The organism is Bacillus methanolicus (assembly GCF_028888695.1).
Taxonomy (GTDB): domain Bacteria; phylum Bacillota; class Bacilli; order Bacillales; family Cytobacillaceae; genus Bacillus_Z; species Bacillus_Z methanolicus_B.
This window is the reverse complement of sequence record NZ_PNFF01000002.1, coordinates 187,637-209,358: the sequence shown is the minus strand read 5'-3', so window position 1 is coordinate 209,358 and position 21,722 is coordinate 187,637. Positions and strand designations below refer to the sequence as shown.

Annotated in this window: 14 protein-coding genes; 8 read left to right on the top strand and 6 right to left on the bottom strand. The window is 37.3% G+C overall.

Annotated features, from left to right (window positions below; translation table 11 throughout):
* Positions 1-24: 24 nt before the first annotated feature.
* The gene (locus C0966_RS12725) at positions 25-858 is read right to left on the bottom strand and encodes a hypothetical protein (protein ID WP_274856084.1); all 834 of its coding nucleotides are present in this window, start codon (positions 856-858) and stop codon (positions 25-27) included.
* A 309-nt stretch (positions 859-1,167) separates the two neighbouring features.
* Between C0966_RS12725 and C0966_RS12720 the strand changes: the two genes are divergently transcribed.
* From C0966_RS12720 to C0966_RS12705, 4 genes are all read left to right on the top strand, one after another.
* Positions 1,168-1,644, top strand: coding sequence for a competence protein ComK (locus C0966_RS12720; protein ID WP_274856083.1), 477 nt, complete (start codon positions 1,168-1,170; stop codon positions 1,642-1,644).
* A gap of 714 nt (positions 1,645-2,358) precedes the next feature.
* Complete coding sequence (locus C0966_RS12715; protein ID WP_274856082.1) at positions 2,359-4,074, top strand: methyl-accepting chemotaxis protein; 1,716 nt, start codon at positions 2,359-2,361, stop codon at positions 4,072-4,074.
* A gap of 360 nt (positions 4,075-4,434) precedes the next feature.
* Entirely contained in the window at positions 4,435-4,923 is a 489-nt protein-coding gene (locus tag C0966_RS12710; RefSeq protein ID WP_274856080.1) for a sigma-70 family RNA polymerase sigma factor, read from the top strand.
* Positions 4,924-5,121: 198 nt separating this feature from the next.
* On the top strand, positions 5,122-5,793 hold the full coding sequence (locus C0966_RS12705; protein ID WP_274856079.1) for a carboxymuconolactone decarboxylase family protein: 672 nt from the start codon (positions 5,122-5,124) through the stop codon (positions 5,791-5,793).
* Positions 5,794-6,395: 602 nt separating this feature from the next.
* On the opposite strand, the gene C0966_RS12700 is transcribed toward C0966_RS12705, so the two are convergent.
* Both C0966_RS12700 and C0966_RS12695 read right to left on the bottom strand, forming a co-directional pair.
* On the bottom strand, positions 6,396-8,225 hold the full coding sequence (locus C0966_RS12700) for a diguanylate cyclase (RefSeq protein WP_274856078.1): 1,830 nt from the start codon (positions 8,223-8,225) through the stop codon (positions 6,396-6,398).
* A gap of 166 nt (positions 8,226-8,391) precedes the next feature.
* Positions 8,392-8,991: a DUF5317 domain-containing protein gene (locus C0966_RS12695; protein ID WP_274856076.1), complete on the bottom strand. Its 600-nt coding sequence runs from the start codon at positions 8,989-8,991 to the stop codon at positions 8,392-8,394.
* A 348-nt stretch (positions 8,992-9,339) separates the two neighbouring features.
* Here C0966_RS12695 and C0966_RS12690 point away from each other — a divergent pair, with 348 nt between their 5' ends.
* The 4 genes from C0966_RS12690 to C0966_RS12675 all read left to right on the top strand — a co-directional run bounded on the left by C0966_RS12690 (position 9,340) and on the right by C0966_RS12675 (position 16,367).
* On the top strand, positions 9,340-10,653 hold the full coding sequence (locus C0966_RS12690; protein WP_274856074.1) for a UDP-glucose dehydrogenase family protein: 1,314 nt from the start codon (positions 9,340-9,342) through the stop codon (positions 10,651-10,653).
* Positions 10,654-10,858: 205 nt separating this feature from the next.
* Positions 10,859-11,521 carry a hypothetical protein gene (locus C0966_RS12685; protein ID WP_274856073.1) on the top strand — a complete coding sequence of 221 codons (663 nt, stop codon included), beginning with the start codon at positions 10,859-10,861 and terminating at the stop codon, positions 11,519-11,521.
* Between the two features lie 14 nt (positions 11,522-11,535).
* On the top strand, positions 11,536-12,747 hold the full coding sequence (locus tag C0966_RS12680) for an efflux RND transporter periplasmic adaptor subunit (RefSeq protein ID WP_274856071.1): 1,212 nt from the start codon (positions 11,536-11,538) through the stop codon (positions 12,745-12,747).
* A gap of 131 nt (positions 12,748-12,878) precedes the next feature.
* The gene (locus C0966_RS12675; protein ID WP_274856070.1) at positions 12,879-16,367 is read left to right on the top strand and encodes a S8 family peptidase; all 3,489 of its coding nucleotides are present in this window, start codon (positions 12,879-12,881) and stop codon (positions 16,365-16,367) included.
* Between the two features lie 26 nt (positions 16,368-16,393).
* On the opposite strand, the gene C0966_RS12670 is transcribed toward C0966_RS12675, so the two are convergent.
* From C0966_RS12670 to C0966_RS12660, 3 genes are all read right to left on the bottom strand, one after another.
* Positions 16,394-18,505 carry a WD40 repeat domain-containing protein gene (locus C0966_RS12670; protein ID WP_274856068.1) on the bottom strand — a complete coding sequence of 704 codons (2,112 nt, stop codon included), beginning with the start codon at positions 18,503-18,505 and terminating at the stop codon, positions 16,394-16,396.
* A gap of 154 nt (positions 18,506-18,659) precedes the next feature.
* Positions 18,660-20,249, bottom strand: a complete 1,590-nt coding sequence (locus C0966_RS12665) for a hypothetical protein (RefSeq protein WP_274856067.1) — start codon at positions 20,247-20,249, stop codon at positions 18,660-18,662.
* 8 nt (positions 20,250-20,257) lie between these two features.
* On the bottom strand, positions 20,258-21,709 hold the full coding sequence (locus tag C0966_RS12660; RefSeq protein ID WP_274856066.1) for an MBOAT family O-acyltransferase: 1,452 nt from the start codon (positions 21,707-21,709) through the stop codon (positions 20,258-20,260).
* Between the last annotated feature and the right edge of the window lie 13 nt (positions 21,710-21,722).

The following is a 21,722-nucleotide window of genomic DNA, read 5'->3' as shown; positions in this document are numbered from 1 at the left end:
TTCAACTCCTGTTTGATTTATTTTTTAATAATATGAATCTTCTTCTAACTCGATAAAGTTGGGAATAAATTCTTTGGGAACGTCGGAAAGAATACTTCCGTCGTTAACAGATACTGCATATACATCGTCAATTTCTTGTATATAAAATAAAAACCATTTACTATTATCATAACTAAATTCATCTGAATATTCTGTGTGTTCAAACTGGACTTCTTTCAAATACTTCGCTGAAGGATAAATATTTTTTATGTATTTCTCAGCTTCTTCTTTTGTGATATTTAACGGCTTATCGTAAGCTTGAATTTGGTTATAAGAGTGTATTTTCCATTTCTCATTTTCCTTTATGACAGTATAGAAGATTTGTTCGCCTTCTGACAGTTCGTCTGCGAGATCAACGGTCCTGACTTTAAAATAATCCGGTTTGCTTTCAACCAGCTTCAATCGGATATCTAAATCAGGGTTGGGCATCGCAAAGGAATCGCATTCGCAATAAAGGTCTTCGATGATCGTTGGAAGAATTACTTCTCTGAATTTCTTTGAGGTGTATGGCTCAATCCCTTCTTGTAAAGTTTCCAGGTCAGCAGGATTACTTGATGAAGACCATTCGTTTTCTTGCCCCAGCTCATCAATTCTGTTCATTAGCTTGTCGTAGAGCTTTCTAAAAGTGGCGGTAGCTTCTTCTTCGGTCAGCGGACTAGCCGATTTAGCTCCTTCGTCCTCGTTTAAAGTTTCTTCTTTAGGTGTTTGTTGCTTAGAAGCAAGTGTTGCTTTATTTTTATTGAAAAAATACTCGTAACTAAAAAAAGCACCTGCGCCTGCTAAAATTAAGCAAAGGAATGAAATGACAACTTTTTTCACCTATGACCCTCTTTCTGTAAAAATTAATAATTCAAAAGAACTGGATATGCAACTATAATAAAACATATAAGGAAATTTAGTCCATAACTATTTGCCTGTATTTATAAATTTATGGGAGTGTTTTCATACTTTCGATCCCCATTTAATTGTTGTGAAAATAGTACCGGACATCTGTCGAAATTAAAGATCTTCTTTTATTTAAAAATTACGAAAATTAAAAATATAATTGACAAATATATACATTTTGGTTATTCTGGAAATAATATAGTATATATGTCATATTTTAGAAGCAAAGGAGGAAAATAAATAATGGAGAAAAAAACGTTCCACTATGAATTAAATCCGAATACGATGGCTGTTTTGCCTATAAAGGATGAAAAGTATGCCAGTAAAATCCTTGAGACAGATGATGTACTATATTCTGTAAGAACTCCTATTCAACTAATAAAGGATGCTTGTCTCGAAGGCGGATCAACCTATGAGGGAAGAAAGCGGGCTGTTGTTTACTTGACCGGAACTCATAATAAAATTCCCGTACCGGTCAACCCGCAGCTGGATATGTATGCGTTCCCGACGGAATCGCCAAGATCTTTTGATTGTCAATGGATTTTTCACAACCATGTAAAACGAATTTTGCCGGGAAAACATCGTCAAGGTTCCATTATTGTATTTTCCAATCAATCCCGGCTGCATCTTGATATTTCTTATTATGCTCTTCAAAAACAACTTCACCGTACAGCATATACAAAGTTTCGTTTTTCCTCACCTGAGAAAGTCCTTACTTAATGTTATCTTTAAACGGGTCAATTCTAATTTTTGATAGATTCATGGGCTGTTGTTATTTTTGTCTCTGTTGATTGCCTGCTAATTGTTATACATAACTAGAATGATAGTTTTTGTGCAGGATTAAGAAGATATTGAGCTTCATTTCGAGTTTTTTTATGATTATTTCGCAACTTCGCTAACTGGTTGAAACTTGCTTGCCTGCATAAAAATCAGTCTCATCTTTGTAATGCGCGTATTTTTTCCTTTTTATTAATCAAACGTTTGATTAATAAATATTCTATTTTTCAATGCAGTTTTTAGCTTTTCACTCGATGTTCTTTTATCTAGTGATACTTTATAAAAAAACGCGGAAGCATTCAACGAGATGGTTGTTTGGCTTCCGCGATTTTTTTTAGCCAAAAGCAATATTTGTTATTGATTTCCTCCAGATCGAATGCTTTCATGTTAAATCTCCGTACCAAACCAGCAAACATCATCTTTTCTAATGGTGCTTTCTTTGTTGTTTTTTAACAATATGTGTAAACAACCCCAACATCTTTCGCAAGGCATGTGATTGTTCCAAGTGGTCCCTGATGTCGCTTGAATATGGTATAATTCAACATAATATGACAATTTTTTCACATTTTTTATGCAAGAAATTCCAATTGGATTTGATGCAGCTAGATAACGCATTGTAGATAATTATTTAGAAAAATGAAGGGAGTAATATTTTATATGAAGAAATTGCGAAATCTAAGAATCTATCAAAAATTGTTGATTTTGCTGATCATTGCCGCCGTTTCATTAGGAGCAGTCGGAGCAGTTGGATTAAATTATGTAAGAGAAATGGCTCAGAAATCAGAATATACGTATAAAGAAAACTTGATGCCGATTCAATGGTTGAGTCAAATCAGAATTAATAACCGCGCTCTCGATTCTTATACATTAGAACTTATGATTACCACGGATTCTGCAAGGAAAGTGCAACTGAAAAGAATGATTGAAACTGAGGTAGAAGAAATCGATTCATTGATTAAGAAGTACGAGAATACACATATGAATGCTGAAGCAATGAAAAAGTTCGACCACTATAAGCAAAACATGAAACAGCTTCGGAAATCGAGAGAAGAAGTCATTCAATTGGCTTCACTAAATCGAAATGACGAAGCTTACAAGCTTTATATAGGAAAAGTAGCACCACAACGCACCCTTGCAAATAATACTCTTGCCGAATTAGGGAAACTGAATGCAAAGATTGCCGGACAAACAAATTCTCAAAATAAGCAAGATTTTAGAAATGCAACCATCATTTTTAATATTGTCATTGCAGCATCGCTTATTCTTTTAATTACAGTTGGGATTCTGATCACAAGGATGATTGTAAAACCAACGGAAGAACTGAAGAACTTGCTCTCTAAAGCGGAGAAAGGAGACCTCACCGTAAAAGGGTCATATCAATCAAAAGATGAAATTGGTGCACTGACAGCTTCTTTTAATAATATGATCCATAGTTTGCAAGGAATTCTTCTTACTGTAAATCAAAGCTCACATCAAGTGGCAACGGCATCCGAAGAGCTGACTGCAAGTGCAGACCAAACAACAGCAGCGTCAGAAAATGTAGCGTCTGCCATTCAAGAAGTTGCAAGTGCATCCGAAAATTCAAGAAACAAACTTGAGCAAAATGCAGATGCGCTGAAGGAAGCTCTTGAAGGAGTTTTACGAATAGCAGAAAAATCAACTACTGTTTCAGAATTAGCGAAAGAAAGCGAAAAAGAAGCTGAAGAAGGAGGCCAATTTGTAGAAAACAATTTAGCTCAAATGCGTTCGATCCATGAATCTATTCGTAAATCCAATGAAGTTATTCAATCCCTTTCACAACGTTCCCAAGAAATCGGGAAAATACTTGATGTCATAAACGGGATTGCTGACCAAACCAATCTTTTAGCACTTAATGCAGCTATCGAAGCGGCCAGAGCGGGAGAACACGGAAAAGGGTTTGCGGTAGTAGCTGACGAAGTAAGAAAATTAGCTGAACAATCGCAAACTTCAACGAAAATGATTGCAGATTTAATCAATCGTATTCAAGAAGATACAGAAGAATCTGTTCAGATTATGAGTGAAATTATGAATAATGCGGAGAAAGGTGTAAAAGTCTCGATTGAAACATCGAATAAGTTTATGCAGATTTTAGACAAAACCCGAGATATTACTCCGCAAATACAAGAAATAACGGCAACCGTTCAGCAAATTTCAGCAAGTGTGGAAGAAGTATCTTCTTCCGCCTCTGAAATTGCATTACTTGTCCAAAAAAATGCAGCTTGTTTTGAAGAAATTGCAACGTCAACAGAAGAACAGCATGCCTCAATGGAGGAAATTCATGCTTCGGCAAAATCCCTTGCCCAAATGGCAGAGGAACTGGAGTCCCTTGTCAGTCAATTCAAGATTGAGTGACATAAGATGATTTTTCTGCCAACATTTAATTAATGTATGAGTCAATTTTGCGCTTCTTTTGGCTTAAGAAAATTACCTGCCACATGGCATAGTTTCAAAAAAAGGGTCTGACTTCGGGTCTGATCCTTTTTCATTTCCAAAAAAAAGAATTATTATAATTTTTAACAAATGTACGATGTTTCGGGAATTGAGTCGTTTTTATTGCGAAAATTAACATTTTGCCTTGCAAAAAAGGCCAAATGACACCTTTTTTCAGCTCAAAAACCAATCTTTCTCTGTTCGAGAAAAATTACTGGCGACGTTATGGTATAGCTACCCGGGAATATAAGAGAAAGCGCGCTTTCCTGAAAGGATCTCATAATGGAAAGCTTTGAGCAGTTAGCGAGGCAATATGAACCAATGATTCACAAACTCATTTTCACTTTAAACATCTACAAAAACAAAGAGGAATTTTATCAGCTTGGATTGATCTCCTTATGGGAAGCGTGGCAGCGATTTAATCCTGCGAAAGGAAGCTTCACGAATTATGCTTTTGCGTATATAAAAGGAAAGTTTTTAACGGAATTGACGAGGGCAAACAAGCATGAAGAACGAAACATCTATCCGAAGGAAGAGTTTTGGGAGTTTATTGTAGACCCATTTACCGAAGACCCCTTTGAAGTCAATCTATTATTATCGTATTGCGAGTCATTGACCCCAAACCAAACAAAATGGGTATTGTATACTTTCTTGGACGGATTGACGATAAAAGAAATCGCGGAGATAGAAAATGTGTCTGTCTCAGCCGTCAAAAGCTGGCGGAAAGGTGCGAAAGAGAAATTGAGAGGAAGTATGAAAAGCTGCCGGTAAGACCGGTCTTCCTTCGCACATGAACTCTTCTGTAAAAGAAGAGTATATGACCTTCAGCAAATCGGATTTGTTTTTCGGTTAAAACATGTTGGTTGTCAATCGTGGGCACTATGGTTGCAAATAATTGGTTGTTTTTCAGTATTTTCTGTATAATGTCGATATAACGATATTTTTCACAATAAATTGGGAGGAATGACGATGCCTGAAACGATTAATAAAGAAAGTTTGTATCAAAAATCTTACTTTTCCAGATTGCCGGAATTAAAAGATTTAGCACCGGAGGCTTTCCGCGCCTTTGTAGAATTTGACCAAAAAGCTCTAGCTGAGGGAAAACTCAGCCAACCGTTGAAAGAATTGATTGCCATTGCCGTTGCACATACGACCGGTTGCCCATATTGTATCGATGTTCATGTTGGGAAGGCGAAAAAACTCGGTGTTACGAAAGAACAAATGGCAGAGAGCATAATGGTAGCAACTGCCTTGAAAGCAGGATCCGCACTTGCTCATGGCGTGAATGCGTTAAATTCATATGATGGACATGAAGACCAGGAGCTATACAAAAAAGAATATTTTGCTAGAATTAGAGAGTTTTCCAAGTTATCGGGGGATGCATTCGCTTCCTTTATTGATTTTGATAAAAATTCAATGAAAGATGGAGTATTAAGTGCAAAAGAAAAAGAACTTATTGCGGTAGCAGTAGCTCATACAACAGGATGCCCGTATTGCATTGATGTTCATACGACAGGAGCAAAGAAACAAGGTGCAACGAAAGAAGAGTTGGCGGAAAGCATTTTTGTTGCAACCGCATTAAAGGCAGGTTCTGCCCTTGCCCATGCTGTCAATGCTCTTAATGCTTATGATCAAGAATAGGTGAAAGACTTTGCTTGATGATAAATGAAATGAAGTTTAATAGAAGTTAGCGGAACAAGGTGGTTGCACCGTTAATTCTCTTTTAGATGCGGTATTATCGAAAAAAGAGCTTGTAGATGAAGGATCTGCAAGCTCTGAATCATATTCGAGGGAAGGGTATGAGCTTTTATTTTAATATATGAGTCTTTGATTTAACTTATGAGTCCTTATTTTCGCTTATGAGCCTTCAATTTGATATATGAGCCTTAAATTTAATATATTTGCCTTTAATTTAATATGAGTCTTTAATCTAAAATATGAGTCTTTGATTTAACTTATGAGCCCTTAATTTCGCTCAATTGAATTTTCTGAAGAAAAAGACCAGCTGCCACTTCATATTTGAAAAAAAGCATTACTGTACTGTTGTATTAGATTTCGTGAAAAATCTAACTGATTTTGTAAAAATCACCAATAATACTGTCCGTAAAAATGCAAATAGGGAACGAGGTAAAGCGCGAAAGAAAGCAACTGAGAGTTTGTTTCGGAGGAACTTGCGCTTTTCTTTTTTGAGGGGGAAGCCACAACAAAAGAGCGGAATACGCTCTTTTGTTTGGTTTATCGAACTATGTTAAAACTTTTTCTTCTTTGACGAGATAGTGCTGCTCGATTAATTCAATAAATGGTTCAACGAATTGTGGATCAAATTGTTTTCCTGAGCATGCTCTTAATTCCTGGATGGCCTCTTCGAAGGTTTTTGTTTTTTGGTAAGGCCTTTCCGTTGTCATCGCGTCGAATGAGTCGATGATGCACAAAAGCCGGGCTAATTTTGGAATGTTATCACCTTTTAATCCATATGGGTATCCTTTCCCGTCGTAACGTTCATGATGGAGCTCAACCAAAGGGATCAGCTCCTCAAATTGTTTGTTTGCTGAAATGATTTCTTTACCCCAAATGACATGCTTTTTCGTTATTTCCCATTCATGCGGATCGAGCTTACCTTTTTTATTTAAAATATCCCGAGGAATTTCCAGCTTTCCGATATCGTGGACCAATGCTCCTAAAGTAAAGATTTTCCTTTCGTGATCACTTAATTTGAGTTTTCTTGAAAAATCAACTGCATATTGGAACACTCGTTTACTATGACGATAAGTATAAATATCTTTTGAAAGGAATATTTTTAATTGTTGTTCTGCTTCCTCCAGCTCTTTTTCAATCGACAAACACTCTTCAACCGAATAATCAGACTGCTCATTAAATATATGTACCACATTTTTTCCTTGAGCTTTTGAAAAGTACATCGCTTGATCCGCTTTATTAATCAGTTCCGATGTGTTATAGGTCCCTTGTTGATATTCAACGATCCCTGCAGAAAACGACAAACAGCCGTAAGGTAGTGCTTCCACTCCTTCCACATATGTATCATTTGCCTTTTTTCGCAACCTGTCCAAAAAGGTTAAAGCCTCTTTACTATTCGTATTCGGCATCAAAATAGTAAACTCTTCGCCTCCGTAGCGGGCAGCGATATAATTCTTTGCTTGTACCTCAGTTCCTAAAAGAGCGCCAAACTCCTTAATTAAATGATCCCCTTGAATATGGCCGTATAAGTCGTTGTATTTCTTAAAATCATCCAGATCAAGTAATGCGATACTTAAAGGCTGTCCGGTTTCCCTTGCAGCCGAAACTTCTTTTTCCAATATCTCTTTGAAGTATCCATGATTATGTAATCCGGTAAGATAATCCTTATTGGCTTTAGTTGATATGGCTTGATACTGTTCAAAGTGTTTGATGAACGCGATCGATAACAACATCGCAATACCATCAAATAGGAAGAGGCCGAATAATCCGACTTCATTCATTAATATCCCTAGAACAAGTGAAAGTAAAAATATGTTAAAATAGCTGATTAAAAAGGTTCTATCTTTAATAAATCTCTTTAAGACTTTGATTGAGTTCTCAGTTTCGGATAGCAAGAAATAAATACTAATGAGAGACGTATTTAAGATGAAATACATGCTTAGTGACAGTATATATGGAAATAAATTCTTTGTGTTAATATATCCGACTTCTCCGCCGCATAGTATAAAAACATAGTAAGACAATATGATCATTAAGCTGTAAATGGAAAAATTAAAGAGATGTTTCCACCAGGTAATCTTCCGTTGGGATACGGCAAAAATGATCGCATAAAAAAATAACACATCCAATGTAAGGTCCAACCCAAATAAAAAGATACTTGCCAAGTAAATGGCAGAATCCATTGAAAGGGAGTTACCTTCAGGTGGAATGAGGATTAAATAATGGCTAAGGAGCACAACAGAACCGATTAGAGCAAAAGAGACCACCGTTTGAGGTGATACGTTGAATTGAAATTTATGCAGAATAAAAAACATGGAACTCCCTAGAAAAGAAACAATCATTAAATAAATATTGGATGATCTTTTTAATGCCTGCATTTTACATTCACTCACATTTAGAAACTATTTAGAAGGGAGAAGTTATTGAAAAAACAACTTCCCCCCTTTTTAATTTATTAGACTAGTCTAAATCCAGATGTTAACGCAACAATTAAGGAGCCAATAATGATCGCATTATATAAAATGCCAGTTAGCTTAACTCGTTTCATCTTGGTTCACCTCCTTTTAAAAAGGTGGAGGTGGTGTCGGCAGTCTTTTTTTCCTTAATATGATCGAGCATTAAATGCTGGATGAAAAAGAATATTCCGATATTCATAATCACATCGCCGATACTAATAATCTGGGTCCGCGGATAAGGATCTGTTAAAGGAATAATATCGCCCAGAAATCCAAGCTTAGTAGATTCAGTTAAAATTGCATGTTTCGCGTATAATTCTTCTTTAAGTGCTTCTAAATACCCCGGATCCAAAACAGCTGCAGCCTCTAAAGATACAGGCATCCTTCCTCCATTTACAGCCATCACCAGAAAATTAAGAAACACTCCGATCAAAATAATCATAAAGCCTTTGTGATGACGATTTATAAATAAAAAGATCATTCCGAGAATATAGACAACGATATAAATATAGTTGCTTGCTTGTCCGAGCAATTCAACATCATTTTGAAAAGCAAAGATCAGAAATTGAATTGCCAGTAAAAGCGGGAATACCCATCCCCACTTTATTTTTAGCTGTGACATAGCCTTTAAATTTCCTTTTCGTAAAAAGCCGACAATAAACGATAATATGATACCATCAAATACCATTTTTAATTACCGCCTGATTTTAAAAATTTTTTTATAAAAACAGAAGTATAAATTGGCTAAACAGGCAAATATTTCTACGATTATGATAAATAAACACTATCGCAATTTCAATCATTTTTCAACAAATTTATCAATAAATTTACATAAAATATATGAATAATAGGAAATAAAGCGGCAGTATTTCGAATTGGCCATGCTTCGGCGGAAGATATCAGGAGGATTGATTAATCGAAAAATATCCAGTCTGAATTTTATGACTGGGAATGATGGCATTGTTTTAATAAAATAATGATAGATGGATTCTTTTGTAATGAAGCGTTTCTTAATTAAGAAAGGATCGTGAACCTATTGAAAACCATTGCGGTAGTGGGCACAGGCTACGTCGGTTTAGTAACAGGGGTTTGTTTAGCTGATATCGGTCATCGTGTTACGTGCGTTGATATTGAAGAGCGGAAAGTAGAAACAATGAAGCAAGGAATTTCACCGATTTATGAGCCGGGTTTAGATGATTTAATGAAGAAAAATATTGAAAATGGCAGGCTGGCATTTACGACGAGTCATCAAGAAGCGTTTGCGGATGCGGAGGTGATCTACATTGCGGTTGGTACACCGCAACAAGCAGATGGTTCTGCTAATTTACAGTTTGTTGAACAAGCCGCCAAAGACATAGCGGAAAACATTATGCTTGATGGCGTGGTTGTTGTGACGAAGAGCACTGTTCCGGTTGGAACGAATGATAAAGTGAAACGTTGGATTCAGGAGCACTTGCAGCATGATGTGCAGTTTGATGTTGTTTCGAATCCGGAATTTTTGCGAGAAGGCACGGCAATTTATGATACGTTCCACGGCGACCGCATTGTCATCGGAGCCGAAAACGAGCGAGCTGCTCAAATTGTTGAAGAACTGAACAAGCCGTTTGGAATTCCAATTTTCAAAACGGATATTCGAAGTGCGGAAATGATTAAATATGCTTCCAACGCTTTTTTGGCGACAAAGATTAGTTTTATTAACGAAATTGCGAATATTAGTGAAAAACTGGGTGCAAATATTGAAGATATCGCTTACGGTATGGGCTTAGATTCACGTATTGGTTCACAATTCTTAAGAGCCGGCATCGGCTATGGAGGTTCTTGCTTTCCGAAAGACACGAAGGCACTCGTGCAAATTGCCGGAGATGTTGAGCATAAGTTTGATTTGTTGGAAGCGGTTATTAATGTAAATAATAAACAGCAAGCGAGGTTAGTAGAACTTGCTCTTAAACGCTTTCCTAGTTTGAGAGGAAAGAAAGCGGCGATGCTCGGGTTGGCATTTAAGCCGAATACCGATGATATGCGCGAGGCAGCTTCCATTGTCATGGCTGAACAGCTTGTTAAAGAAGGAGCAATGGTTGTTGCTTATGACCCAATTGCGATTGAAAATGCGAAGAAATTCATTGGTGATAAAATTACATACGTTGAAACGATTGAATCAGCCTTGGAACAAGCCGACGTTGCTTTTATAGTTACCGAATGGGATCAAATAAAAAAACTGCCGCTTGATACATATTCAAAGCTAATGAAAGAACCGATCGTCTTCGATGGACGAAATTGCTACGATTTAGAAGAAGTAAAAAAACACTCTATTGAATATTACTCCATCGGCCGTCCAGGCATAAAGAACTAAAAAAGGGGGGGACCTCATAAGGGTCTGGCTCCATGTTCGTTTATCAATATATAGCACATTTATCCTGCGTTATGTCCTATATATTGTGTTATGGGGTCTGACCCTTTGTGTTGGGTAAGACCCCTTTTTTTCGCCATTTTTCTGGCATTAATTTCAATATTCGATATATAATAAAGCTATTGAATATAGTTTGGAGGAGCGGATAATGATTTATCGCATGAGGCTTTTTAGAGGAATCCTCGAACCAAATACCTATTTATATCAATTGGAAAAAGCAGAAGTGATTAGGGGATTATGGATTAGGCTTCTGCTATTGATTCTCGCAAGCGGCCTTGTTTTTTTTATTGGCGGCTATTACGGAATTGGCTCTGAGATTCTATCAAAATATATAACAGAATTAAGCAGGAGTGAATTTGAAACTTATAAATTATTTGTCATTATTGGGCAATTTATTTGGGGGATTTTTTATGCGGCAGCCGTTCTTTTTCTTCCGGCTTTAATTTTTTGGGCTTTATTTGAACCGGAATTTCGTAAATTGCTTGTTATGCAGGCATTTGTACTATTTTTTCTAATAGCTGAAAAAGTAATACTTGCTCCTATTCAAATTACACTTGGAATCGGTGCGGAATCTTCTCCTCTGTCTCTTGGAGTAATAACCCAATACATAACGGATCATGGCTGGCTGGCACACTTCTCCGGTGCTATTTCAATTTTTTCTGTATTGGGGATCGTTATTCAATTTAAAGTGTTGAAAGCCATTACTGATAAGAATCCAAAACTTCTTTTTGCAATTGTCGTCCTTATTAACGTGATCGGCTGGGCGTTAGAAGCAGCGTTATCTATTCTTGGGCTTGAGAAACTTATTTAAAGGTGGTGACTTCATTGGGAAAATGGCAGCGGGGAGTTTTAATCGCATTCTTGATAGTTTTTATAGCGGGGAACTTGTTTTTAATTTTAAAAAAGGACAGCAAAATCGATCGGTCCGCTTTTATTGAAAAGTGGAATACTGCCAAAAAAGAAGATCTTGCACAAACATTTCATACTTCCGGTGTAGTTGCTCCTCTTGAAGAACACCATTTCTATTTTGACAGCCAAACAGGGGTGTTTTGTAAATTTCTCGTAAAAGAGGGAGAATTGGTGGCATCAGGGACCCCGCTTTTTGAATATAGAACATTGGATATTGAGGCGGAAGCTGAAAAAATAGAAATGGAAAAGGAAAAAGTTGAAAACCAGATTCAAAGTTTAGAAGATCATATCGGTCAACTGGAGAATTATCGGGATTCTTTAACATTTGATGAAGAAGATAAATCCTTTGAAAAATCAATTCTAGCCGGTATTGAAAGAGATATATATGAAAAAGAGCTGGAAAAGAATTTACTGGAGCAAGAAGTAAATAAATATGAGGAGCAGCTGAATTCTTTAAATGAACAGTCAGGGAAAATGACCGTGCTCAGTGATGTGGATGGAATTGTCAAAAGAGTGAGGGAAGATTTGAAAAACCCTGTAGTGACGGTAGTTTCGTCTGAACCTTCTGTGAAAGGGACTTTCAGTGAAAAGGAAATAAAAAAGGTGTCTTCCGGGATGAAGGTTTACGTGTCTTCCGAGTCTTTCAAGAAAAGAGTCGAGGGAATCCTTCATGAAGTCCGGGAAATTCCTGAAGGTGAACCGGCGGTGGAAAAAGCGAGCCGTTATCCTTTTACAGTTCAGTTTGATACAGAAGATGCCGAAAAAACGCTGATCGGTTCACATGTTGATTTAACGGTTGTAACGAAAGAAGTGAATGGAGCTGTTACTGTTCCTTCGCATGTTTTAGTGAAAGAAAAAGACGAATCGTTTTTATGGATTATGAATGAAAGCGGAAAAATTGAGAAACGTAAAGTTTCCGCAGGGATGAAAGCAAACGGCAAAACGGAAATAAAAGAAGGATTGAAAAAAGGAGAATTAGTGGTCACGAATCCAAAAGCGATTCAAAAAGGTGAAGGTCCATCCTTTATCACTCCATTAAAAGCAGACGAAATAACCAAAAAAGAACTAAAAAGATTGAAAAAAGAAGAAATATGGAAACCGGTCCTTAAAGGGTTTCTTTCCAGGTAAAAAGGCGGGGCCAGACCTAAAGTAGGGGTCTGGCCCCCTCTTTTTTTGTCGAATGGAAAAACTTGCTATTAACTCTTTTATATGTTTCTATAAATATAGTAGTAAGAAAATTCAAAAAGAGGGGGAGCTAAATGAAAAAATGGGTCAAGCAGGCAGCGTTAGTGGCAGCTGGGCTGGGGTTGGCTGCAAGCAGTGTCTTAGCGCCATTAGCGGTATCTGCTGAATCAAAGATCAGCAAGCAGCCGGGGGTGGCAGCAATTCAAGTCAATCAGCCGCTATTGCAAAAAAAATTGGAGCAAACCGAGAAATCTGCGTTAAGTGATGATACGTTAATTATCAAATTCAAGAAACCGCTTACGCAAACGGAGCACCAAATCGCCGGCGGTACGTTAGTTAAACAATTTTCAGATTTAAACTATGCAGTGGTGAAAGTAAAGGATAAAAAGAACCTACATAAAATCATTAAAAAATATAAAGATTTTAGCCAGGTTTTATCAGTAAATCCGAGTGCTTATTATAAACCGCTTTCGATAAAAGATCCCAAAATAAGCGAACAGTACCAAATAGACTTGCTCCATTTAGAAAAAGCCCAACAGCTGGCAGGGAAAAATCCCGTTACAGTTGCAGTGATCGACCAGGGAATTGACGGTAATCATCCAGACTTAAAAGGACGGCTCTTACCGGGATACAATGCAGTCAATCCAATGAATCAAGGTACACCGGATTTTCACGGTACACATGTGGCCGGGATTATTGCAGCCAATAAAAACAACGGGATAGGCGGATATGGTGTAAATCCTCATGCAAAAATACTCCCAATTGATGTGTTTGACCGTGCGTGGGGTGCAACCGACTACGCCATCGCCCAAGGGATACTCTATGCAGTTGAAAAAGGGGCAAAAGTCATAAATATGAGCCTTGGAGGGCCAATGCGTTCTCCTTTAATTGAAGAAGCATTAAAAAAAGCCGCTGAAAAAAATGTTGTCGTTATTGCGGCTGCCGGCAACACAGGTGATCACACTTTAAATTATCCTGCTGCGTATGAAGGCGTGATTAGTGTAGGATCCATCAATAAAGAAAAGCAGCTCTCAGATTTTTCGACTTACGGAACTTCTGTTGATATCGTTGCACCCGGTGATGAAGTTTACAGCACAATCTATGAATATGAAAGAAAATCAAGCTATCGAAAAATGAGCGGAACCTCTATGGCTTCTCCGATGGTTGCCGGTGCTGCTTCTCTCTTGCTGTCAAAATATCCTAAGCTGACATCGGTGCAGGTAGAATATATTTTAGAACATACTGCAGAAGATCTTGGAGATAAGGGTTTTGATATTAAATTCGGAAACGGAATGGTAAACCCTGTCGCCGCTCTTCAATTCGACATTAAAAAACTTCCTGCCATGACAAAAGGAACATGGACAGAAAAAGAAATTTTAGATAAAGCAGAAACTGTTTCGTTAACAGAGAAAATCGATCTAAAAGGTTCAATTACGAAGCCTTTTGAGGAAAAATGGTATAAAGCAGAAGTCCGGAAAGGTGAGTTAGTTCAGTTTATTTTAGAAGGATCGCCTCAATATGACTATAAACTAATGGTGCATCTATACTCTCCGGATGGAAAAACTTTACTGGATATTAACAAGGTAAGAGAAGGAAAAACGGAAGGGAAACTTTTTGAAGCTCCATTCACAGGTACCATCGCTTTCGGAGTCAAGGATGCGAATGGAAGCTTTGACGATTCCGGAAGAGCTCTTTCAAAATACAAACTTTCTGTAAAAAAAGTATCGGAACAACCGAAAGATGAAACAAATGTTGCAGATCCGTTAAAGATTGAACTTCCTTATAAGTCAAATGAGGGATTTACTTTAGTGGGAAAAGATGTCGACGATGATTTTTACAAGTTTTCCGTAAAAGAAAACCAAGTAATGAAAGTAGACTTATCGGCTCTGCCGGGTGTAGATACAAGCATTAGCGTCTATATGGCTGATCAATTTTACCCGCCTAATGATCCGGAGTTGACGGAAGAAAAGAAAAAAGCGATTTTAGAAGAAATGCTTTATGGCAAGCATCCGATGGAACCGGCATTTTACTCAAATAAAGCAGGCAAGAGTGAAGGGGAAACCTTAACTTTTATGGCAGTGCCGGAAATGGAGTATATTGTCAAAATCTCAAACAAAGCGGAAAACTACTTTGGAATGTATGACTTTTTTATGAATTTCGATATGCTTGAAGAAGAGCAAGTGTCTGAATCATCCTTGGTTCCATATGAATTAAAAGTGGAAGGAAAATTACTTCCGCCGGATGAAGATATGTTCCCGATCATGAACAAGGAAAAATCGGATGCTGAAAAACAGCTGGATAAACAGAGAGAGGCTATTGTGGAATCTAGTAAGACTGAGGAAGAGATTGATTATGTTGAAATGATTAAAAATGGCTCTAAGCCCTACGAAATAGGTAATGAAGCAAGCGGCTACCTTCAAATGTTTGAAGATGAAGACTGGTTTGCTGTCACTCCGCAAGAAACGGGAATTTATGAGTTTGTTTTATCAAAAAATGAAGCAACTATTCCAATGATGGAAATTTATAAAATTCAAGAAGAAAAAGACCGGAACGGCAAAACCGTTAAATTTTTAAACCCAATTGGTTCAAACGTAAACTGGGGCTGGATTGACGTCAAATTAACCGAAAAATTAATAACTGGTTTAAAGAAAAATGAAACGTATTACATTAAAGTAAACGTTGAACAATTAAATGGAAATATTTCGTTTGATCCATACAAATTTAATTCAAAACTAATTTTGAAAAACCCTCAAGATAAGTATGAGGATAACGACAGTCTGGAAAACATTAAAAATCTGCCCGGATCAGCGTTTGAAGGAAATTTTTCCATGCCGAACGACCAGGATGTTTTCTATTTTGAATCAAAGAGCAGCCACGTTTACGGGGTGACGATCGAGCAAAAAGCAGTTGATCAAAAATGGAAATCCAAATATCCAAAAGAGTTGATCAGTCCTTTCATCGGTATAGCCGTTGTTTTTGAAGATGTTAATAAGAACCGCAAATTGGATGAAAAAGAATATGATCGAATCCAATACATTGACAGAGGCATTTCAAACGGAACGACCTTCGGGTCATTTAAAGCAGAGAAGAATAAGAATTACATTTTGATTGTTAATGGTTATGTAGATGGATTAATTCCGTTAAGTTTACTGCCTTATAAGTTTACCGTGGGGCCGGTAAATCAAAATGACGAAGATAAGGGTTCAGTCGTGAAGAATAATATTCCATCTAAGCCGCTAAAACTCAAAAAAGTTAACAGCAAGCAATGGAAGGCTTCCGGTTATCTTAATGCAGGTGTTCCATATGGCGATGAAGACTGGTATGTACTGAAACTTGACAAGGATATGAAGGGTAAGATTGAATTGGCTGCAGGCGTTGAAGTGGACGGAATCGTTTCTCTCTATAAAAACGGCAAACATATTGCAACATCAGACTTCTACCCTGAAGGCGACGGTGAAGTCCTGTACGTTCATTTGAAGAAAGGCACTTACCACATCAAAGTCCGGGATACATTCGGAAACACAACCTTAAAGCCATACAACTTAACCATTCAATTCCAGTAAACAAAACGAAGAGGATGTCTCAAAAGCTAAGATTTTGAGACATCCTCTTCTTCTTTGTAATGGTATTTCCACATGTCTGCTTCGTGGCGGAAGTAAAGGTTTCCGTATTTATCGATTGCCAGGTCATGAGCGCCTTCTTTTTTCAGGATTGTAACATCCAGTGTGTCCGGATTGGCTTTAAAAAGAATTCCTTCTACAGTTCCGTAAATATTTCCGTCATTTCCAAAAAGAAGTTTCGCGTTTTTAAAACGTCCGGAGATCGCGGGTACAATTTCGATAAAATCAAAATTTCCACTTTCAATCTCATATTTAAACAGCTTTCCATCGGCCATTCCCCAAATGGCTTTGTCGCTTTTCCGAGTAATTAAGGCGTTAACCATAGTAGCTTTGAAAGGCAGTTTAATTTTTTCTTTTTGTTCAGGGTTATTGATTGGGAACCGGAAAAAAGTCGCATTTTCTGCGGATTTTTTATGATTGGCAAAAACAGTCGTTCCACCGTATACAAAACCGTTTGAATCAGTTAACGAAATGATACTCTGGTCGGGAATATAATTTTCGTAGTTAATCGCTTTTTTCGTTTTAAGATCATAGACTGAAAGCAGCCCGCCGCCGGTGCTTGCTTCCGGATATGTCCCTGCAAACAATTTGTTGTTTTCGGATACTCCCCATAATGCAGTAGTTCGTTCTTGGCCAAGCTCACTGTATCGTTGTAATTCCTTAAAGCTGCTGCTATTCCATGTACGCGACAAATCTATTTCCAGTAGTTTTGCTTTTGGATAAGTACCAAGGAATAGTTTGTTATTAAAGAATACCATTGATTCAATTTGACTTATCCCTTTAACCTCAGTAGTTTTGCCGGTCTCAATGTCGTAAACCGCCAATCCTCCTGACATATATCCATTTATGATAATCTTATCCTTTTCAGGGTTTTCTGTCATTGTATATAGAGTGACAGGAAGCTGGGCAAGATTGATTTTTTCTAAAGAAAATTTTCCGGTTTTCAAGTTATAGAGGAAATAGTCGCCATTGTTGCTTAGCAATCCAACAAGTGTATAGCCGGGATATTCCTTTTTGTTTAATTCCACAAAATCAAGGTTGATCACATCCATACTTTTTAATGGAGCATTGATTTTTACAATTTCTTTAGATTTGTATTCGTAAGCGTAAAGTTCTCCATTATTTGTGTAAAAAACTCGGCCTCCATCCGGAGATTTTGCAGAAATCGTTTGAGAAGTAGTTTCGATTTCGTCTAAAAGTTTCAATGATTTTTTGTCAAAAACTAATGTCTTTTTGCTTGGTTCGAGACGGGCAAAAAGATATTGATCAACAATTTGAATATCGGAAATATGTTTTTCATTTCGGTATTCCCATGGCAAAAATCGATACCGGATTTTTGTCGGGATGTTATATCGGATAATTTCAGCCTTAGAGCCGATCCCAATGAAAATACTTTTTAATTCTTCATCATAGATGACGCTTTTCGCAAATTGCTTCCCTCTGCTTATTTGTCCAAAATCATTACGTTCACCGGTTTCAGGTATGTATGAAAAAACAGTTCCTTCATAAGCGGTGGAGCCGTAAATTTTTCCGCCGGCTGCATCAAGATCTAAAATGGCTGTATCGCGGCTATGCTCTAATAGGTTTCCATAATCTTTCAGTGTTTGGGATTGTGGATCATACTCATAAAGATGTCCGGAAGAAGTTCCGCCGATCCAGACTCTTTGATTTTCATCGACATCAATACCCCATGCACTTGTTGAGTTTTCCAGAGTAAAAATTTTTTCCGTCTTACCGGAAGTAAGATTAATAATACTTAATGCTGATGGTGTGCCGTGCTGCAATACGTACATATAAGGCTGGTTATCAGGCGATTTTCCAAATGCAGCTGCCAGAGCGGTTCCATTAAAAACCTGCGGACCTATTTTTGTAAACGTTGCATTTGTATCTACATTGAGCTTTTTGGCAGGCTTAACCGGCTGATCTGCAGGTATTTGACTATCATCCAACTCAATTGAATCATCCTCTGTTGCAGCAGTTTCTTCTGCCAACACCGGTAAAGGAGAAACTAGTAAGAAAGAGCTTAAAATAACTGGCCCAGCTGACCTGAAAAATTTTTTTCTCGTTGCCTTCTTAAACATATTCCGACCCCTTGTTATATTATTTTCTAAACTAACCATATTTTAGCATAAAAGAAAGGGTAAAAAGAAGAGGTCTGACTCTAAAGCAAAGGGTCAGCCCCCTCCAATATATTGTTATTGTTGGAGGGAGTCAGTTGCTTATGAGTCAGCCCCTTCAAAAAATTTTCACATTTTCGATTTCGATCCATTGGTCTGATGATTTTTGGTTTTGCCAGCGGATTCCGATTAAGACGGAGTCTGCTCCATCACGGATTTTCTTAGAAATTTTAAAAGAACGGGCTTGCTTTTTGTCTAAAATCGTATTAAAGGAGGCTCTTTCCCACTTGCCATTAACCCGATCCTGTATAAATAACTGTACATCTCCATTTCTTGCAGCGTTTCCTTTCAGTGACACAATAAAGGTTACTTTATCTTTTCCAATATTGTGTCCGGTCAATTCTGATAAATGGTATCCAAATTGAATGATGCTGCCCGGATTTGTACTGGCAGGAGATATTTTCACAACATGATCACCATTTGAAGCAACCTCAAAATCTCCCTTTGCCCCGAGCAAACGAAGTGGAGCAACTTGTTCTTTCCAATCCGATGAAGCAAACGATGCAGCTCTTGATCCTTCTTTTGCATAAAAAGGTTTTTCACCTGATACAGGTTCTAAATAATTATAAGCAGCATCGGAGTAAACGGTTATGTCATTTTTAATGCGAGCAAATATTTCATCTTTGTTATCCGCTGTTACTAACTTGCCAAATGCGAACGGGTCTTGCGATTCAGCATACTTTCTCTTGTTCCATATGTGATCCACAATTTTCGATCCGATCTCCGGTACAAAATGATGTGAATCCGTAAAATTTTTATAATTTACAGTGACTTCGTTAATATCCATAAAATGATGGATAGTGCCAAAAACATCGGTTAAATCAGAAAGCCACTGTTCATATCCTTTCCAATATTCCTCATTTTGCAATTCGACCACAAATCGCGGCATCGTCACAGGTGTCGTAAACACGATAAATTTTGTGCCGGGGTTGGTCCGTACGATCTCTTCCAGCATTTTTTTAATATTTGGATCATATTCAAATCGTTCATCGTTTTTGAAAAACTCATAGATATTTGTTTCAATCCTTTTTTGCCTAAGGTCATCAGTTACGGGAAAGGGAAATGCAACATTTTGCCGGTCATAATATCGATGGTCGATAAATACCGGTTTATTTTCCTTCGATGAAAGAAAAATCGGCCAGGCTTTTTTTAACGTATCAAATGAAGCAGCAGACCTGGCCCTATACATATAACTATTTGTTTGATCAATATAGAATTCGGGCTTCTCGCTGCTTAACTTTCTGTTTTTATTTGCGGCAAAAAAGTCTAAACCTAGAAAAATATAATCAAAAGATTTCCCGTTCACTTTTTTAGCATAATCAATATAACCTTTATATTCTTCGACATACATCGAACTAACGGCAAAATTAAAAACATCTAGGCCTTCAAAATCATGTTGGTTAATATAAGTCGAACGGCTGCTGCCCAGGAGCAGAGCATCGTATTTTTTGTCTGAAAACGTAAATTTATTCACTTTTTGCTGCCGCTCATTGAATCCTTGCTGGACATCATTCCACTTATTTTCATGTTGAAAAATCCACAATGGGTCAACAACATAGTTAAAAGCAATAATAGGAAAACCGAATAGTAGCAGTAAAAGGCAGAAGGAGACAAAAAATTTTATTGGCCACTTGCGATAAGAGTTCATAGTACCACCTAAAAATTAAAGTATAAAAACTCACTAACCTTTGTCATATTAAAAATCGATAATATGAAAAGTGCACTTGCAAAGAATGCCATTTGCCAATTAGGTTTTAAATCATCCATTAGTTTTACAGAATTCCGGCAGGCAAGAACGATAACAAAAGCAATGATGATATAGACAACCATATAAATAATAGAGGTCCCTGTAATAGTAGACAGAACCAATTCTTTAACGGGAGTAATATGGATAAAACCGAGCCTCTCAGCATATTTTTCCGGCAAAGTAAAACCATTCAGACCGGCCATTCCTTTCAAAACTTTTATGGCATCCTCCCATGTTTTTGCCCTGAAAAATACCCACGCCACATTCACAAATTGAAAAGTTAAAAACCAGGAAAGATACTTATTCATTCTTAATCCTAATTGCTGCCAGAATCGATTTGCCAATGAAGCGATTCCATGCAATGTTCCCCAAAAGATAAATGTCCAGCCGGCACCGTGCCATAAACCGCTTAAAAAGAACACGATCAGAACATTCACGTACGTACGGACCGTCCCTTTTCGATTTCCACCAAGCGGGATATACAAGTATTTAGTAAGAAATCTGGTAAGGGTCATATGCCACCTTTTCCAAAAATCGAGAATGTTAACGGCTTTGTATGGAGAGTTAAAGTTAATAGGAAGCCGTATGTTAAATAACAGTGCGGCGCCGATTGCCATATCCGTATAACCGCTAAAATCAAAATATAATTGAAACGTATAAGAAAGAGACGCAATCCAGGCCTCAAAGAAAGTAAGCTCTCCGGCTGTGTCAAAGCCGGCCGTTGCCCAAGCAGCAAAGGTATCGGCAATGACTACTTTTTTGAATAAACCAATTGTAAAAATAAAGATCCCTTTTGAGATATTTTCAAAATTTAATATCTTAAAAGCTTTTGCGAATTGAGGTATGACCTCTTTATGATGAACTATTGGCCCGGCAATTAACTGCGGGAAGAAAGCGACAAACAGGGCATACTTCCAAAAATCGTATTCTTCCGTTTCTTTTCGGTAAGCGTCCACTAAATAAGCTATTTTTTGAAAGGTAAAAAAGCTTATCGCCAAAGGCAGAGTCAGGTGCAATAATGGAAAGTTTGTATGAAATACAAGATTCATATTCGAAATGAAAAAGTCATAATATTTAAAATAACAAAGTACAGCAAGGTTAACAGCCACTCCGAAAAATAACAAATACCGGGCGCGGCCGGAATTCGATTTTCTTAAAATGGAGCCCAAGTAAAAATTAAAAATCATTAAGATCAATATAAGCGGCAGATAAGCAACATTCCACCAGCTGTAGAAAAAAAGAGAACTTACAACAAGCCAAATTGTTGAGAACTTAAAAAGCTCTAGTTTATTTAATAAAAAGTAAACGAGCCAAGTAATCGGCAAAAAAGCAAAAATAAATTCATATGAATTAAAAATCATGCAAACTCCACCT